General features: G+C 39.8%; 16 protein-coding genes and 1 pseudogene. 13 read left to right on the plus strand and 4 right to left on the minus strand.

All coding sequences use genetic code 11. The annotated features are described in order from the left end of the window. Positions 1-483 precede the first annotated feature (483 nt). Complete coding sequence (locus ACWYVB_RS14185; RefSeq protein WP_031847495.1) at positions 484-738, plus strand: helix-turn-helix domain-containing protein; 255 nt, start codon at positions 484-486, stop codon at positions 736-738. A 583-nt stretch (positions 739-1,321) separates the two neighbouring features. On the opposite strand, the gene ACWYVB_RS14190 is transcribed toward ACWYVB_RS14185, so the two are convergent. Beyond that, positions 1,322-1,486 carry a hypothetical protein gene (locus ACWYVB_RS14190; RefSeq protein ID WP_457529248.1) on the minus strand — a complete coding sequence of 55 codons (165 nt, stop codon included), beginning with the start codon at positions 1,484-1,486 and terminating at the stop codon, positions 1,322-1,324. Positions 1,487-1,667: 181 nt separating this feature from the next. Here ACWYVB_RS14190 and ACWYVB_RS14195 point away from each other — a divergent pair, with 181 nt between their 5' ends. From ACWYVB_RS14195 to ACWYVB_RS14215, 5 genes are all read left to right on the plus strand, one after another. Beyond that, positions 1,668-2,942, plus strand: a complete 1,275-nt coding sequence (locus ACWYVB_RS14195; protein ID WP_120416707.1) for a phospholipase D-like domain-containing protein — start codon at positions 1,668-1,670, stop codon at positions 2,940-2,942. Between the two features lie 106 nt (positions 2,943-3,048). Continuing rightward, positions 3,049-3,399 (plus strand): hypothetical protein, encoded by a 351-nt coding sequence (locus tag ACWYVB_RS14200; RefSeq protein ID WP_120416706.1) that lies wholly within the window; start codon positions 3,049-3,051, stop codon positions 3,397-3,399. Between the two features lie 17 nt (positions 3,400-3,416). Next, the gene (locus ACWYVB_RS14205; RefSeq protein WP_019282690.1) at positions 3,417-3,968 is read left to right on the plus strand and encodes a hypothetical protein; all 552 of its coding nucleotides are present in this window, start codon (positions 3,417-3,419) and stop codon (positions 3,966-3,968) included. Next, a complete protein-coding gene (locus tag ACWYVB_RS14210) occupies positions 3,955-4,191 on the plus strand; it encodes an ABC-three component system middle component 6 (RefSeq protein WP_019282689.1) in 237 nt (78 codons plus the stop codon). The genes ACWYVB_RS14205 and ACWYVB_RS14210 overlap by 14 nt, the downstream gene beginning before the upstream one ends. Further along, positions 4,178-5,869 carry a DUF2326 domain-containing protein gene (locus ACWYVB_RS14215; protein ID WP_120416705.1) on the plus strand — a complete coding sequence of 564 codons (1,692 nt, stop codon included), beginning with the start codon at positions 4,178-4,180 and terminating at the stop codon, positions 5,867-5,869. The genes ACWYVB_RS14210 and ACWYVB_RS14215 overlap by 14 nt, the downstream gene beginning before the upstream one ends. A gap of 297 nt (positions 5,870-6,166) precedes the next feature. On the opposite strand, the gene ACWYVB_RS14220 is transcribed toward ACWYVB_RS14215, so the two are convergent. The 3 genes from ACWYVB_RS14220 to ACWYVB_RS14230 form a co-directional block, all read right to left on the minus strand. Next, the gene (locus ACWYVB_RS14220; protein WP_120416704.1) at positions 6,167-6,940 is read right to left on the minus strand and encodes a hypothetical protein; all 774 of its coding nucleotides are present in this window, start codon (positions 6,938-6,940) and stop codon (positions 6,167-6,169) included. A 14-nt stretch (positions 6,941-6,954) separates the two neighbouring features. Further along, positions 6,955-7,797 carry a hypothetical protein gene (locus ACWYVB_RS14225; RefSeq protein ID WP_140050349.1) on the minus strand — a complete coding sequence of 281 codons (843 nt, stop codon included), beginning with the start codon at positions 7,795-7,797 and terminating at the stop codon, positions 6,955-6,957. Positions 7,798-7,939: 142 nt separating this feature from the next. After that, complete coding sequence (locus ACWYVB_RS14230) at positions 7,940-9,289, minus strand: tyrosine-type recombinase/integrase (protein WP_140050350.1); 1,350 nt, start codon at positions 9,287-9,289, stop codon at positions 7,940-7,942. A 403-nt stretch (positions 9,290-9,692) separates the two neighbouring features. Between ACWYVB_RS14230 and ACWYVB_RS14235 the strand changes: the two genes are divergently transcribed. From ACWYVB_RS14235 to ACWYVB_RS14265, 7 genes and pseudogenes are all read left to right on the plus strand, one after another. Beyond that, the gene (locus ACWYVB_RS14235; RefSeq protein ID WP_207546004.1) at positions 9,693-10,106 is read left to right on the plus strand and encodes a T6SS effector amidase Tae4 family protein; all 414 of its coding nucleotides are present in this window, start codon (positions 9,693-9,695) and stop codon (positions 10,104-10,106) included. A gap of 23 nt (positions 10,107-10,129) precedes the next feature. Then, entirely contained in the window at positions 10,130-10,537 is a 408-nt protein-coding gene (locus ACWYVB_RS14240) for a hypothetical protein (protein ID WP_457529253.1), read from the plus strand. A gap of 610 nt (positions 10,538-11,147) precedes the next feature. Then, a pseudogene (locus tag ACWYVB_RS14245) lies at positions 11,148-11,591 on the plus strand (IS3 family transposase); the annotation flags it as partial. 1,243 nt (positions 11,592-12,834) lie between these two features. After that, entirely contained in the window at positions 12,835-13,251 is a 417-nt protein-coding gene (locus ACWYVB_RS14250) for a DUF5675 family protein (protein ID WP_074191393.1), read from the plus strand. A 2,866-nt stretch (positions 13,252-16,117) separates the two neighbouring features. Continuing rightward, positions 16,118-16,723 (plus strand): hypothetical protein, encoded by a 606-nt coding sequence (locus ACWYVB_RS14255; RefSeq protein WP_268979894.1) that lies wholly within the window; start codon positions 16,118-16,120, stop codon positions 16,721-16,723. Positions 16,724-16,820: 97 nt separating this feature from the next. Then, positions 16,821-17,174, plus strand: a complete 354-nt coding sequence (locus ACWYVB_RS14260; RefSeq protein WP_012841750.1) for a DUF1428 domain-containing protein — start codon at positions 16,821-16,823, stop codon at positions 17,172-17,174. 308 nt (positions 17,175-17,482) lie between these two features. After that, positions 17,483-18,109: a LysE family translocator gene (locus tag ACWYVB_RS14265; protein ID WP_256955448.1), complete on the plus strand. Its 627-nt coding sequence runs from the start codon at positions 17,483-17,485 to the stop codon at positions 18,107-18,109. The last annotated feature ends 73 nt before the right edge of the window (positions 18,110-18,182 follow it).

An 18,182-nucleotide genomic window follows, 5' to 3' on the forward strand; every position in this document is an offset into this window, starting at 1 on the left:
CTAACTTTAACGTAGGGTCGATAGACATGGTTAAAGCTCTTATCAATGCCAGCTTTGAGGATCAAGGTGGCATCGTCACTAATGCCCACAGAGCAAGCTTTGTTTCAAGACTGATTTCAAAACACTACAAAGCGATTGGTAGCGCAAACAGGACCATAGTAGACAGAATGGTGACTTTTATACTGATACATTGCCTCACTCAATTGACTCATTGCGTCATTTAAGTGGGCTGGTTATGAGAATACTGATTATTTATCAGTATTTTAAGTGTGGTAGAGGGATGGGGGTTTAAACTCCATCTCTTTTAAAGTCTATATATCAAGCTCTTGAGTTTTCTAATATTCTTACCTAGTCAACTAAACTAAACCTCTTAATCCTAGCTATGACTGATTACCCCTGTACGCGGGTAAAATTAACTTTAACCCCCGAAGGGGTTAAAGTGCTAATATCCTCTGTAGGGGTTAATTGACATTGTAGGTAGATATGCTCATAACAAGTCCTAAGCAATTGGGAATATATTTGCGTGATGTACGCAGGAATCAAAGGCGCAACCAAACCAAAGTCGGAGATATTGTTGGTCTAAAACAGACAACGGTATCGAAACTTGAACGTGATCCTGCCTCGTCCAGTATCGAAAGTCTGATGCGCCTACTTTCATCACTAGATCTTGAGCTACATATTCAAGATAAAGCTGTAAGTCGTGAACAGGAAAAGCTTCGTGACCCTGATGATTGGTAAAATCCTATAAAACAAAGCCAACTTTATAACTAAGTTGTTCTCTCCCAATCATCATCGAGTTAGCAAATCGCTGGTAACGTGAGCAGTTTATTTTTGCCCCAAGACGTGTGTAGGACGTATGAAACCATCATGAGGTTTATTTGGGCAACAAGCTGTTGGACAATTACGAAACAACCTGTTTAGTGAATTATTTCTGCTCCTTTCTGTGCTGGCAACTAGGAAGAAATCCTTCTTGGTTGCCTAATCACCTTTGCCCCATTTCAATTCAGACCCTTCACTCACGACGTTCCTGAGTATCGACGTGTAGCCCTAATTTACCAAATGCCAGTTTAGTTGTTTCTGAGTGTAGGTGTAGACATATGTCTACTGGCTAAATGTCTAAAGGACAATTCAGTAGAGAAACAGAGATTATCTTTCTTCTGGAGAATTCTGGATAAGTTCGTTACATTATTTTTTCATTCGGTATAAGGATTTACTCGAGTATTTATGAAGTTTTGTGACGAAACGTTGGCCCCTCCAATACTGGCATATGCACACAATTATTCTCATGGGGAGGGGATGTGGAACCACCCCAAACTATCAACTATAGATCCACCAACAAAACCCTAGCATCACGTTTCGATGCATTATCTTTAATCTTTTCCCATTCACCTAACCACTTGTCCAAGTTAAAGTCGTGTCTAGTTGGCGGTTTAATTTTGTTCTTGATTATTTTTTCAACAAACAGGTCTTTTACTTCATCAGTCATCGGATCAATTCCTTGTTTTTTATAAGGTATATCATGCCAGTGGACTAGTCGCTTTCATATCAGATAGTTATGTAAACAGACACTCCGCCATGATATACAACTTTTGGTATTTCATTGATACAAACCAGATGTTCAGATTTAGTTTAATGGCATGATTTAAAAAATATTTACGGGAGAAATCATGGCGGACTTATACACTAACAGCAGCTCGAAACAGGACTTCATTCGACATGGACTCATCACTAGTGTTGAAGACGGTATGGACGTGTTTATAGCTTCTGCTTTCTTTACTGAATCAAGTGTTATCGACGAGCTGGTACAAAAAGGATGTCATATCAGGATTGTTGTTCGACTTGGTTTTCCAACGCTACCAGCAGCACTAGAAAAGCTGCTCAGTCACGACAAAGTAGAAGCTCGATTTTTCACCAGTAATTCGTTTCATCCTAAGTTCTACATCTTTGGTGACAAGAAAGTACTGCTTGGCTCAGCTAACCTTACCCGCTCAGCACTTTTATCAAACCAAGAAGTAATGGTCAGTCTTCAATCTGACGATCATAGATTTGATGAACTAAAATCATTGTTCTCAGATTACTGGGAAGAAGCATCTGTTTTAACCAAAGATGCGATTAAAGACTATCGAAGCATCTATAACAAATTCGGGAAATTGGACTCCTTAGTAAAGCAGCTAGACGACAGCGTTACTGACACTCTCGGCGACAAAAACTTTTCAAACATTAGCCGTGGAAAGAAAAAAACCAACCGAAAATCAATCTTCCAAGACACTTACTACAAGTCTTATCAAGAGTCTGTTTATGCGTTTCGCTGTATTGAAGAAGTCTACAGCACCTTTGAACGAAAAATCGATGAAAGTAACATCCCATTGAGACTTGAAATCGATTCATTCTTTAGCTTTGTTCGAGATAAGCACGCGACTACAGACATCTGGAAAAGACAGCCTATTGGGTGGACTGAAAGCCAAAAACTCCATATCAGAGATCTAATAGACGAATGGCTAACTATTCATTGGAAACACTTTGAAGACAAGATTGTACCAACCAATTATCCACTAATTCTTCGAGTTTTTGGTTCGGTACAATCTATTCAAACTGCGTCAATGCATGACATTGTGGAAGCACTATGTGTCCTGCACTCATTTCATGACAGATTTAGATTCTACAAAGGTGGTCTACCCACTTTGAAGACGGCTTTCATTGAAGCCAACGACGAATCACAAGTTAAGAAAACTCTTTGTTATCTGCTTTATGGTACAGGCGATATAGTGACTCGCATGTCAAACTGCATCCACGACTCAGAGTATGAACTAAACGAGTTTGGACCAGCTAATGTCCAAGAGCTTATAGGTTGGATCAACAAAGAAAATCTTCCAGTTATCAACGGTCGAACGACCAAGGTGCTGAGATATTTTGGTTTCGAAGTTAAACAGCTTGGTGACTAAAATATGGTAATTTGATAGTTTTTAGTAAGTTACACACCTTTTAGTGGTACATAATGCATATGAACTGTACAATACACGGTTCATATGCCTAGATGTTGAGATAAAAATGGAAATCTTTGCTACCCCACTTTTCGTAGCTATCGCTTGGATCTGTACTGTTGTTAGCTGTGTTTATGCTTTTGTTCAAAAAAGCAACGTGACTAAAATTATGCAGAAATTTGATAATCTAAGCATTAATCACAAAGAATTAAAGGTCGAAAACAGCACGCTGCAACAAAAGTTCGAATCGTTGGAAGTTTCATACAATGCATTACAAGTTCAAAACACTACTTTAGAACAGAAGATCGTCGAAATCGAAAAGAACGATATCCACGATAACTATCAAGAAGTGCATCAAAACGGCCAGACCAACTTTAACCAAGGTGTAATCAAAGGCGACTTTGTTTACAACAAATAATAGTTCTAGGCTTGTCTATGTGTGAAACAAGATTTGATATTCAAAACATTGAAGGTGATTTCTACAATGTAGAATCTCCAGAAAATAACGTTGACTCCATTATTAACGTTATCATTGGTGATATTGCATCTGCCAACGTGAGAATCGATCGAACTGATCGGTCGTTTCCCGCAAATGTTACGACAAAGATAAACCACAACATGCTCAAGACTAAGCGTCGTATTGTCTTGCAGTACAAATCGTATTCATCCCATATTGAAAAAGCCTACACTCTTGCAGAACAAAACATAATCAATGGAAAACAAACTGCAATGGAATTGCTTAATGAAATGTACTGCAATTCATTAGATAAGTATGGCATTGACTCATTTGAACCCGACATAGAGCAAGTACGGCAGCACGCAGACGACATCATAAGCGATGTTATCAAGCAGCTCAGAAAGTTTGTGTATAGCTCAGCCAATGTAACTCAATACAAAGAACAAGTAGAAATTGGGCTAAACGTTGTTGTTGCACATGGTTTTGTTGAATGCTGCGTACTGGAGAATCCTAACAATGCTACCAACTAAAGGCTCTCACCCAGAGATGAATGTGCTCTACATTGGTGGCTTTATCTTGAAAAAGCTTCATGAGCGCAAAAGAAAGCGTATGACGATCACACAGCTAATGAAAGTCGGCACTAAAGAGCTTTCTGTGTCCGTGGACCACATAATTCTAGCGTTGGATTGGCTGTATATCATTTCTGCGATTGGCTACGATAGCAAAGAGGTTTTTATCAATGAAGCTACTTAGATTTCTCTTAGAGATCAACGGTGTAGAAATACGAGAGATCCCGTTTTTAGACAACTTAAACATCATCACGAGTAAAAAGAAATCTGACGCACCTGGTAACAGCGTTGGTAAGTCAACTTTAGGTCGAATCCTCGACTACTTGTTTGACGGCTCAATTAGCCCAATTTACATTGATGATGAGTTTCAAACACCAAAGCAAGAGATTGAACAGCTTTTCACAAACAGTGAAGTATACGTATCGCTTGAGTACCTTGGCCTAAACAATCAGTACAGTGTTATTAAGCGCAGACTATCTACCGATACTACACTGCAAAACTACATTTTGAACGGGCAAGAAGTAACAAGCAAAGAATACATCGCGCACATTATGGGCAGTATTTTTAACGTCTACTCTGCTAAACCAACGATCAGAAAACTTGCTCCGAAGTTCTTTAGAACAACACAACACCGTATGACAAAGACTGTTAACTTTGACAACGGTAGGAACGTTAGTAAATCCGATATCAACACGGTTTTTCTGTATCTGTTCAACTTTGATGACACTGAGATACTCAGTAAAATCCACAGACTAAAGACCACCATCAAGGGTTATGAAAAAAATCTCAAAGCCTTTAATAGTGTCATTTCTCAAGATAAGATTGTCGGCTCAGTCTCTAAAATAAAGAAAGAAATCGCTAAGTTAGAAAAGTCTTTATCATCGTCTGAAAAAGGCATTGATAAGCTAGAAATCGTATCAAAAATCAACACGATAGATGACGAGCAGAACACACTTTCTGACCTGATTCTTTCTTTAGGTTTAAAAATCAAAAACATTATTAGGACCAATGAAATACTAAAGACTAGTGAACAGCATCATTTGCTCGATGAACTGCGTACTATCTACGAGTATGCTTCTGTAAAGATAGAATCTACTCTTGAAGATTATCAGCAAGCACTCGCTTTCCATGATCATCTGTTGAGCACCAAACGAGAGTTTGTGTCGCATGGACTAGATAAACTGCAACAGCAACATGAAAAAGCAACTATCAAATTCGGCCAGTTAAAAATTCAGAAGCAAAGCCTATTCGATGAACTAAAATCGAAAAAGAAAATGGAAGAGATATCTGACACGATGAAGGAAATTGGTAAGCTTGATAAAGAGTTAGCCAAACTAACAGCCATAATCGACAAAAAGGATGATATCGACTCAAAGCTAATACTTGAGAGACAAAGCTTAGCTGAATTAGCTGGTGAGCTTGAAACTGAGCTAAACAATGTAACCTCTTTTGAAGAAAAGTATATTGAAAACTTCAAAGACTACACTCGCAATTTCTACGGAGTTGAGTACAACTTCAGTCTTCATTTAGATCAAGAAAAGGGTGAATGCTCGCCACATGTCGACGACGTAGAATCAAACAACGAGGGTGGATTAAAAAGACTGGAAGTTGTTACATTTGACTTAGCATACATCAAGACTGTTTGTGACCAACAAGCATTAAGACCTAACTTTGTCCTACATGATTCGATTGATGAAATCGATATACAGCACGTTCGTAAAATGTTTGATGAATCAATTCAACTATCAGGACAACACATTGTTTCTATGTTGTCTGATAAGCTTGAAGAGCAGGATTACAAAAAGTACAAGAACTACATCATTCTAGAGCTTTCTCAAGATAATAAATTCTTCAATATATGATCGAAAGGTTGTCAGTTAGGTGGCCTTTTAGTGGCGATATTATAGAACTGATTGACTCTCGGACGAGTCTTGTTTCAATGTTACTGGACATACTTTGGGGAATGGTGAGTCAGAGTAACGCTGAAGCAGCAAGGTCTTGCTTTTTTTCTATCGCAGCTTTCCATACTTGAGTTAATCCATCTTTTGCTAATATAGTGAACTCGCTGGCTCATTTATGTCCAAAAGAGAGTTAAACATATTTCTTGCAAGAAAGCTGCATTTCTAGTTGTAATGAGATGTTTGAGGCATTCAAAGCATCTAAGTTGGTATTGTGGTATTACGTGTGTTTCTCTCAATCAGGGTTTTAAAATCAAGAATTTTTCTCTGATTTCTGAGCTTAGTCATGGCTTGAGCGTCATCCACTACACAAATCCCAGCGGCGGTGTTTTGACAAAATTTCGAAGCGAGGCAGCGCACCTCTATGACGGCGGCTTTATCGCGACGATGCGCTTGTAAAGTCAGGAGCGATTTCGATTCGTCATAATCAATAAACTCGTAGTCGCGGAACAGTAAAGCAAAACTCACCGCCGCTGCTTCGACGTCTGTAGCGGGAACGGTGGCGTAATGGCTTCGGGTGATAGGCACGGAGTGAATCGAGAAAGCATCATTGAGTAACACCGATAAGTTTGGATGCATGTCAGCAATATGGCCTTGAATGTAGTCTCTGCGTATATCTTGATAAAATTTCTGGTATTGGAAGTACGAGAGCGTAATGCCGTGGTTAATATCCCATTTGTTATCTCGCAGTAAATCGCTAAAACAATAATCATCAATCTTCAACAGTTGCTTGAAGTTGTCAAAGCCACCCAACGTCCGCTGGATTTGTTTTTGGCTCACCCCACGTTCGAGCAGGTCGGCTTCATTGAGATACGGTTCAGTGCGTAATATCGTGGTGACCAGCTCAATTAGACCGATGTCCACGGCACTAATACCTTGCATCAGAAGCGGCGCAAAGTAGTCGGAATGGGAGTAAGCCAGGCCTTCATCGAGTGCTGAAATTACGCTAAGGCGTATGGGGTTAGTCATCATCATGGTTAAACTCCTTATTAAGAGAAAAGAGGACGTGTCAGTCTTGGGGTAGTGTAATAACCTCTATAGGTCAGACAGCGGAAGTAAAAGCGAATGGCGTCAATACGTTGTTTTTGCTCTTTGTGGCATATGTTCGATTGGCGAAGTGCCTTACGATATTGACGAATGTCTCGCGTCTGCATGTATAACCTTTCATTGCTGCTGGAGTCGTTGTCGTTAACGAAGCGTAAAAAATGATGAAGGTAGTCTGCAATCTGACTGAGCCTGAATCGAGACATCCCTGAATGCTCTCGCTCTACCATCAATTCATTTAACCAGTTGAAGTATGGAAAACGAATGTCCTCTTCTGCATTGCTCAAGTCTAGTGGGGGCAAGGATGGGAAATCGTCTGTTGACGGTTTGTGTTTGTAAGCACGAACCACAGGAAAATGTTTAGTCATTAAATGGATTTGCACTAATAATTGCTGACTCAATGACAGAGAGTCGGGAAGGGTATGTGGGTTGTTTTGGAAAAAGGACTTAGCTTGTAAGCGTACTGCTTTCGCTCTGCGTATTGCATGTTGCGGTTCATCTGTTTTCAGTGCCACAAAATAATGAGACCTAGTGTGGGCTGAGATTCTTAAGGATAATGGCGGTGTGATTTTGACTTGATAAATGCCATGCTGGTTGGTGGAGATATTATGGGCGCTAAGCTGACGGTGTTGCCTTATTCCGATGTTTTCAGTTTGATGAGTGACGGTTTGGCGGCCTTTTCGACGTATACGGCGCAGTGCTTGCATTTCACCAAAGTGTGGGTGTTCGCTGATGGACTTCACTTCTAATTGGCTTAAGTGAGTTTGAGGTAAGTGTGAATGTGGCATTAAAACAATCCTTATTTACTGAATTTAGGATGCAGAAAGCTGCACCCTAAACTAGTTGAGGGTGTCATAAGTGACGGTGAGTTAATGAATTGGAGCTAAACTGTTTAGGCTCAGCAGTAACACCTCAGGTAGAGGTGGGTTGTTACGCGCTCCGTCTACACTCGGTACGGTACTGTCCCGCAATGGAATAGTATTTACCTGTTGATTTGACAATATAATCGCTCCAGCACTGATGAATCTCATATCGCTCATTGAGATACAAAGCACTGTTGTATGAGGCACGGGTCGTATTTGGATCTAAATGGGCAAGACACATTTCAATGGCATCTACTTTGAAGTTAGTGTTCTCGTTGAGGTAGGTACTTGCGATACCTCGGAATCCATGACTGACTAAGCGTCCTTTTAACGTGGTGAGGTTTAATGATGACGTAACAGCGTATGGGCTGATGTGAGGAAACTTAGTGTTCTGTTTATCAGATGGGAATACATGCGCCTGGTCTCCTGAAATGGGCTTCATAAAGGCTAACAAGCCGAGCGTATATTCGTTCAGTGGAACGAGATGCTCACGCGCACCTTTAGTGTAAAAGTTAGGCACCGTCCAAAGCTTCAACTTAAAGTCAATGTCACACCATCGCATCGCGGCGAGTTCAAACGCTCGTGTCATCGTGTGGAGTTGCATTTCAAACGCGCAGCGAGTGACTAATTTCATATTGTGTTTTGACATGGTAGCCATTACCTCTGCTAACTCATTAGGAGGGACAGCAGGCATATGCGTTACCTTTGGCTTAACAAACTCATCTTTGATATTTGCTAACCAGTTACTCTTGATGTAGGTTCTATTAATAGCAAAATACATGACTTGGTTAACAAAAGTACAAGCGCGTTTTACGTTTTCTAGTTGTCCTTTTGCTTGAAGCGGTTTGATGACTTCAATCACGGCGGTGGTGGTAATAAGGCTCAGAGGTATGTGGCCTAGCTTTGGGTATAAATGACGCTTGAAGAACAAGCGCTTTCGATGACTTGTTCTCACCTTATTCATAATACGCTTGATTTCTTCTTCACCAAAACCTGTACCATTCTTTTCGGCTTCCTTCTGAGCTTCTTCAAGTAACTTTTTACGAGTGATCGTCTCTTTTCCTTCGTCTCGTTCAAGCATAAGCTCGGCAACCAACTCGAAGGTACGCTCACTGACGATGGCTCGGTCAAGTTTTTGCTTATCACGATAGAATTTCGGGTCAACGTTATTTGCCATCTGTGTACGAAGCTCTTTTGCTATTTTTCGGACTTCGGCGAGTGCTAGGCTAGGGTATGAACCAAGCCCGATTTTCTTGCGTTTTTTGGTGTTAGATTCTGTATAGATAAATAACCAGTTCTTTGAGCCATTATTACGTACTCTTAAGTAGAGGTTTCCTCCATCCGATAGTGTGTATTCTTTATCATTTGGTTCTGCTTTTTTAATTTGTGTGTCTGATAATTTATAGATAGCAGCCATGCTGTTACCCTCCTTTATTTGTGTGTGTCCCCTCAACTTATCAATCGGTTTAGGGGGACGCAAGGGGGTACTAGAGCTGTGAGATGTAGTGAGAAATAATGATTATGAAAGAGTGTTATTCTATTTTGAATCAAGTGGTTAGGTGATTGTGTGAGAGTTGGTGAGACCTAATGAGTCGTGTCTGGGAATTCTCAAGAGGGATTCACAACGCGTGGCATTTTTACCATGCGTTGATTTTAGTGATTTAGGTGGTGTACGGAAGCAGCGGTATTGCGTTGCTCACCCCTTAGCAGGGCGTTATGTATCCGAGTTTCGAAAGAATGATCGCACTATTTAATATGAAACAGGTTTGATTTCTTTGAGCGTGTTAGAGTACTTTTTTTGTTTCAGTGAGGTACGTACAGTGTCAGTAATTCAATTTGCCAAGTTATGGAAAAACCATCCATACCCAAAATCTCCTTGTGATAGGGCTCATTTTCCTAATCAGCGTGCTATTCGTATGGGGGTTGCTTTGGAGGAAACAGGTATCGACACTTCAAGTTTTGACCAAAAATATCCTAATAGGCGCTGCTACCCTGGCTTTAAACATAGTCCTAGACACATTTTAGCAGCCCAAGAGTTAGCAAATTGGATCTCTGTTAACCCTAATATATTTGGAAATAAAGAGCTTATTAAAGATCAAAGAGAAAAATCATTAATTGGTCGGAGAGGGATTATCTTTATCAGGAATGGGTGGGGTAGTACCGATCACATTGACGTTTGGGATGGCGAGCATATGAAGGGAGGCGCCCCTGATTGGATTAATCTTGGTGATTAAGTTTGGTTTTGGGAGATAAAACAGTGAAACAAATAACTGCGCTACTTTTATCGTTTGTTAGTTTTTCTTCGTTAGCATTTAATCTGTCAGTTAACAATGGATCATCTTGTACTTTGTTTGAAGAGTCTACCATTTTTGAAACAAAACTAACTTCTCCATGTAATTGGGCAGTTAATGCTCAAGATGATTTACAGACACTCAGTGTAAAAGGTAACAAAGTAGCCATTCTTCTAGGTCAACCTATATCTTCTAATCAAGCTGAAAAATGGGGGGTAAGTGTCGAACAGAACTGTTCTCTTGAATCTGTTGGTGTAATGATTGATGAGGTTTCAAAAGTAATCGCGGTCAGTAAGCCGCTTGAAGGGGCATTGTTGTGCCCGGATCTTCCTATAGATCATGTGTTTTTCAAAAGCTACAATTGGTCTCTCTAGCCGCTATACATAACAAAGTATTTAAGAGTGATTCCCAACGCTTGGAATTTTCAGTTCAAGGTTGGTTTTCGTGTTTTTGGCGCAATGGTTTAGGTTCGTAGTAGCGTTGCTCACTACTTAACGCGGCGTTATGTTCCCGAGTACCCCACGTTTAATAGACACTTTACTAAGTTAGATCTAGGGGCTAATTAAGAGGTGATTTATGGCTAAACATCGTAATCCAGCGTACACCGAAGAGTTCCGCAAAGAAGCAGTTCACACGCCTATCTGATAAACAGTTTAACACCTTAGACGGTGTTGATTACTTGAAGAAAGAGTCCGAAGTGCTTCGAGCGCTAAGGCGCGAGAGCAAGCGACTCAAAGATGAAATGGAATTTCTAAAAAAGGTCTCGGCCTACTTCGCGAAGCCGCAAGAGTGAAGTACGAGTTCATTGAAAGCTATGCCTACTGCGTAAATTATGTGGCTGATATCATGAAGGAAAAAGGTATCAGGGCACGTAATGTTAAAGGGTTTAAATACAGCAAGGATGTGGCTGCTATGATGAATGTTGCCGACAATTTACTGCGTAGAGACTTTGAGTCTGAGAAGCCAAATTAGAAGTGGGTTACGGCCATCACGTATATCTGGGTGAAGAGCCGTTGGCTCTTCTTGGCGACAGTGATGGACCTGCATTCAAGGCGCATTGTGGGTTGGTCGCTAGGGACAACGATGACCGTCGAGCTCATCACCGATGCCCTAAAAATGGCATTTGATTCACGTAAGCCGCCTAAGGGCGTCATTACCCGCTTACAATACAGAGCATATAAATATCAAGACTTCATGCGTAAGCATGGAGGTGTACCGAGCATGAACCGGCAGGGTAACTGTTGGGATAATGCGGTGATGGAGTCGTTCTACAGTCGACTAAAAGTCGAACAGATATACGCAGACGACTATCAAACACTCGAAGAAGCCCGAATGGGCATCTTCGAATACATCGAGGTATTTTACAATCGCAGAAGAAGACACTCAGCGTTGGGGCAGGTTAGCTCAGTTGAGTACGAAAGTATGTAGTTATGTACTATCTACTTTTTGTGGGGTTCACCAGTGAACAAAGAAGGAGTAATATTGAGTATATACCCAAACTATTAGCTAATAAATTTAAATGGGCTGCTACTTCTTCCATACTGAAGCTTTGGTTTATATGTGTCTGCTTTGCTTTTTTTGATGCCTTTATTGGTACCAATTCTCATGCGTATTAATGGTGATTTGGTATTATTAACGTTGAGTGTCGATTTAGTGTTTATATTAGACATATTTTCCGCTAAGTATTACATCTAGAACAGATGTGTTGTTAGGTACTCCGGTTCCTAAAAATAATAAGATGAATTTTGTATTCCTAGCGGTATTCTATTTTAAGTTAAGCTGTGCTGTTCTCTTGGCTGTTTCCCCACTATTTTTTGGTGATTAGGCTTTTGGGCAAGTCACATAACAAACTGTTTAAGAGTGATTCGCAACGCGTGGCATTTTTACAATGCGTTTGTTTTAGTGTTTAAGGTGGTATACGGAAGCTTTTGTATTGCGTTGCTCACCCCTTACCGCGGCGTTATGTTTCTTAGTCGAGTATAGAAAACTATAGTTAATATTTAAATGATTATTGTGGAAAAGGAGAGTTCATGGATGTGTATTAGTTACTAGCATTTGCGGCTTTTCTAGTGCTCATATCTTCAATGATAATGCTCCTTGGGAGTAGTATTTTCCTCGGGTTACAGATGGAAATACTAGACCCGAGTAGATATAAAACGATCTACGTTTGTTTGTTTCTTTTCCTAGTGTGCTTCTCTTTAATTACGTAAGAAGTAGCGAAAATATCTCGAAGTATCCTAAAAGTAGTTCTTGGTTGTTTACTGTCATTCGATATTCTATGTTTTCACTCTTCATATCCTTTGTATTTATGGGGTTTTCTGCTTTTTTTGCAGCAGGTAAAAGCTAAATTTGTGGCCCGCAAAATGGTTCGGCTCATTTACGGTAATGTACTGGCGGGTGATAATAAACATAACAAATTGTTCAATAGTGGTTCGGCACGCGTGGCATTTTTACTATGCGTTGGTTTTAGTGTTTACGGTGTAATGGTTGAGTGCTGTGGTAACGTTGCTCACCACTTAAGCGGGTGTTATCTGTCTACACTAAAGTTGGTGTAAAAAACGTAACACTCAATTTCATGTAAGTTAGCGATTCCTCCATTAATAATGAAACACACCTGTTGTAATAACACTGTTCTGTTAATTTCATTGATGTGATAGTAAGGTACAGAACAATGAAAAAGTTAGATGAAGCTAAATTAAATCTAAACTGTACAAAGCAAATGCGAGAGACAACTTTAGGTAAGTTGACTATCGAAGGAGTAAGTAAAAGTTGGTTTGTGCTTGAGTCCGCAGGACCAGACTCTATGACGGAGGGCTCTGACAAAAGAATCAAAGCAGGCACATACAAATTATTGTCTTATAGTTCATCTAGGTATCCTAATGTATATGAACTACAAAATGTTCCGGGTAGGTCATTCATTCTAATCCATGCCGGAAATTATCATCAAGACACTCTCGGCTGTTTGATGCCTGGTAAAACATGGGGGAAAGTAGCCAAGTCACATTACTATGTAGGTAGTAGCAAATTGGCTTTGAAAGAAATATTTCTGAAATTGCGAACTATAAAAAATCACCATAGATATATCTAACCAGTTGGAGCAGCAACAATGATAAGGAATATAATAATGCTTATGATGTCTGTTTTTTTCTCACTGCCAATGTATGCTAAAAACCAAGAGGTGAATCTCTTACATAACTGGATGATAGAAAACTACCAATCTATAGAATCAAACCTTGAAAAAAAGAAGCTTTGGAAATGGTTCCTGCACTTTTTTCTTTGGTAGAAATTTGGAAGCGTAGAGACGGAGCTATTTCTGGAGAAGTTTCGCCCTTATTGCTGGTTGCGTTAAAAATTGAGCCCCAGAATACTTTACTTTTACTATCTGAAAACCCTGAGTCCTTTAACAAATGATTAAATGAGTTAGAAGGGATGGTGTTCACAGACCATACAGGTGATGAGAGCAATCAGTTAGAAAAGTTAAGAGTTGATGTATTAGCAACAATGAAATCTTACTCTAGAAAAAGCCAGATAAATTGAAGTCGATGGCTGACGCACTCATTGAAAGGTTGGAAGTCATAAGAGTGAGAGTGATAGATTGAGCTAGTGCTAGCAGTCAGCTAACAAAGCATTTAAGAGTGATTCCCAACGCTTGGCATTTTCAGTTCAAGGTTAGGTTTTGTGTTTACGGTGCAATAGTTTTGGTTAGGTGGTAGCGTTGCTCACCCCTTAACGCGGCGTTATGTACTATTGCAGCTAAATAGCCACGGTGCAAATTTCATTATTCATTAGTAGTACCTCATTTTCTCCAGGTTTTTCTGAGAAATCTAGTCTAAGCGCACTTATGCATTTATATATGATACTTCAACACCAACAGCATCATCGATCAATTGAGCTGAAATTGAGTTTTGTTGAACCATAGTCTGAGGTTGGTTTAGAGTCGAAAGATACCAAAAGCTATCGGATAGAATTTTAATATATCTCCTGCAACTCGAAAGCTCAGGTTGTGAATGTTCATTGATCTAATAGAGCGAAGCATCTTTATCGGTTTGTATGGATACAGCCAATAATAAATATCAACATCTTCAGGTAGTGGGGCTGCTTCATTAAGTAAAAACTCGGCTAACTCAGTGTACAGAAGATCGTGTGGCCTGTCTGAATACGCTAGTGGCTGCCAACAAATGATCAACGAAAGCTTTGGCTAACTTTAAGGTTTTATACGGACGGTAGGTCGTTCTATTAAATGAGTACTCAAAAGTTAGGTTGCTAAGATGCTCAGCAATGTCATTGCGGAAATCAATTAGCTCTCCGCCGTATTTGCTTCCAAGTAGGCTATTACATTTTCCACAAACAGTTCTAAAGTGAATACCGCCTTGAGAGGGGTTTCCTTTGGGTTTCTCAGAAGTTCCTAGGTTTAACGATTACTTTGTCTTCAACATTACCGCAACCTTGAGGTACAATATTTTCTCTGGTCAGTTTTCCGTGCTCTCGACAAATCGTACAGTAGTCATGCGTCTTGCCCTAAGTCATAACTCTTTTCTGTAATCGCTGTGAAAACTTTCCATAGTCTGCGCCTCATAATAGTTACTGAACGGAGTTTAATCTACATTAGCTTTAAATACAGTAAATTAGAACGCACATAACAAAGCATTTAAGAGTGATTCGCAATACTTAGCGTTTTTGGGTTTCTTCTGCTTTTGTGTTTGCTGTGGTCGAATTAAGTTGTGTGGTAGTGTTACTCACCACTCTAGCGGGTGTTATAACTTTTTTGTCAGTTGAATCATGATTTCTTAGAAGCAAAGGGGGACGAACCTATGAAAACTAGTCAGCGTTATTTCTGTTGCTGTTTTTAGTTTTGGGCTCAGCGCAAGCCCTTTAGTCTTCCAAAGTGATGAGCAATTGTTCAAAAATTTTGCTCTTTCTTCTCGTATTGCAATCAAATATTAGGAGTCCGAAGTCCAAGAATGGTTGCGTGATAGAGATAGCTTATTGTATAGATTTCTCTAATTTGGAAGTTGTGCATAAGCTATACTCAAAGGCAAAATCAGAGTTATAACAAACAGTCTCTTTTAAATGCAAAAGGTGCGTAGAAGGAATTTCTTCGCAGATGTCTACTTCAAGCGGAAGGTTTGTGATGCTAGTTTTAATGCTAATAATATTATCATTATAGACGGTTTGTTTTTCACATGTATTATTGATGCTCTATAGGTTATCTGAAGAAAAGTTATCGCCGAGCGTTACTTTTCTTCGTCCATTATCTGTGTGTTATGGCTGCATGTGCTCAGTACTATATTCTTTCAATGATAACTGGCTACAATTTGCCCGAGATTGCTGGACTGGCTCTAGTGGCTACGAATGCATTCTTCTTCGTTGGTTTTCATTCTGCATACAGATCAAGGCTAAAAATCTTGGAAAGTAAAAAGTAATCCTAAGCCTTTAAGTCAACAAAGCATTTAAGAGCGATTCCCAACGCTTAGCGTTTTCAGTGCATAGGTTAGGTGAAAGCGTTTTCTTACAACCTGCTTAGATACTTTGGCCCACGTCCACCTAAACTACAATCCCAGTGAGCTTTGGGGCGACCCAGAGTTTTGTGAGGAAGTTACTGAGTTTAAGCTGGTAGATATCACGGTGTATAGTGTAAGCGCGTAAATAATAAATTTTTTAAACCTGAGCCTCAAAAGGTTTATTTTATGCTCCATTCTTATAAGGTACCAAAAGGTTTTAACTATTGCCAAGTGGCGAACACGTGAAGACTGGGAGCGGTTTTGGGGAACTAGTAACCCGGAAAAAATGAAGAAGATGAGTGAAATTGCAGAGCGTATTTCAGTTGAACCATTTGATGAAATTGAAGATAGAACTAAGTAGGGCCAGAAGCAAACAACAGAAACGTTAAAGTGATGCCTAATGCACAGTTTGCCGGATAATATGAAAGACAATCTTAACCAAGGAACAGGGTTATGCAGATTTTAATTGTTGGAGGTAGTAAGGGTCTAGGAAGGTTCTTGGCTACGAACTTACAGGGTAAAGAAACTTATACTATTTCTAGATCAAAGCTAGTTGAGGATGGAGTCGCTTCTGTTCGTATTGATGTTAGTCCGGAGAAAAAACCAGATTACACGTGCTTCAAAGGTGTAAAGTTTGACATCATAGTTTATTTGGCGTCGATGTGGGGAGAGTCTTCAAAATTGACAACAAACGAACTGATTGAGTTTATGAATGTTGGCCCGATTGGGTATCTTAATTTAGTCAATGAACTTAACGCTTTAGGTTCACTTAACGATAAATGCAATATTGTATCTATTGGATCTACAGCAGAGCTTTCAGAAAATAGTGAGTACCCTGCATTCAGCCTCAGTAAAAGATTACTCAAAGATATTTCTAGCCAGCTTCAAAACGTTTATCGTGATTACCGCTTTACTCACTTTACAATAGGTGGGATCGGGCATGCAGAAGAGGAACGTATTGAGTATTCGAGCGTTTTGGAAATTATAAATACGCTAACTAAGCTAGATCCAAACACATACCTTTCAAATATGCATATAAAGTCCAAGCTAGGAATGTAGCTCTCAAGCTGTATTACGTACCTGCTTCTATGATTTGGCATCATGTGCATTCTTTTTATTGAGCTATGGTTATAACTCCAATGAAAGGAGTTTACTTATGTCATACATTGATGGGTTTGTCGCTGCAGTACCGACAGCGAATAAAGAAAAGTATATCGCACACGCAAAAATAGCAGCAGAAATGTTCAGGGAGTTTGGGGCCTTAAAGGTTATTGAGACGTGGGGAAGTGAAGTTCCAGATGGTGAGATCACATCGTTTCCCATGGCAGTTAAAGCTGAAAGCAACGAAACCGTTGTGTTTTCATGGGTAGTCTGGCCTTCAAAAGAAGTTCGGGACTCAGGGTGGCAGCGGATCATGGGTGATCCTCGAATGAGTCCTGAGAATAACCCAATGCCCTTTGATGGAAAGCGTCTCATTTATGGTGGATTTGATGTTATTTTGGAGCAGTAAAATATCAGAGAATCCCCAGCTTGATTCGTGACACTTGGTGCTTTAATCAGGATTACGCTTCTGATGTACATTCAATAAAGTATTCCGCGATAAGGGTTGATAAAACTTCATGTGGAGGCTTAGAGTAAAAATGAAAGGGATAAATTATTCACTGATTGTTGTATCAGCTATAGCTAGCCCCGGGCCTGCGATGGCAGGCACGTTAATGAACTACGGTCAACGCCTTGATAACCAACGGAAACCTAGACGTTGCATTACTTATAGTTCGATGAGATGTTATCCCGCAAGACGTTAATTTGGAGAAAAGAATGGATTCAAACTCACTATTATTATTTGTTGTCGCTTGTCTCGCTATCAACATGATTCCTGGACCTGATGTAATTTATATTGTTTCCAATACAATGAAAGGTAAATTATCTGCTGGGCTGAAAGCGGCTCTGGGGCTTGGTGTTGGTTACTTTTTTCATACACTAGCGGCATGTTTAGGTTTGTCAGCAATAATTCTGAGTTCATCTTTGGCTTTTAGCGTTGTTAAATGGTTAGGGGCCGCTTACCTAGTTTATTTAGGTGTTCAGTCATTACTGTCCATGTGGCGTGGAGAAAGTAAAATCGTTGAAAACAAAAATGTTGATAATAATAAAAATGTGTTTGTTCAGGGGGTTATTGTCAGCGTGCTGAATCCAAAAGTAGCGTTATTCTTCCTGTCATTTCTGCCTCAATTTATTGATACGTCTGCAAGCTCAACATCAATGCAATTATTAGTACTTGGCTTGCTGTTCAGCGCACTTGCGACGACATGTAACGTTTTGTACGCATCTGTGGGTAATTGGGTATTTAGTCGTCCACACTCTCAACGTTATTCAAGAACTCTTGAAGGTGTTTCAGGTATTCTACTTATCAGTCTAGCGAGTAAAGTGGCATTTAGTGAGCGCTAGTGGGTGGAAATATTTGTATAAGAGAAAACCTCAACGCTTGAAATGAGCAATTCAACGTTGGGTTGCGTTTTTA

The organism is Vibrio sp. JZG10 (assembly GCF_054064075.1).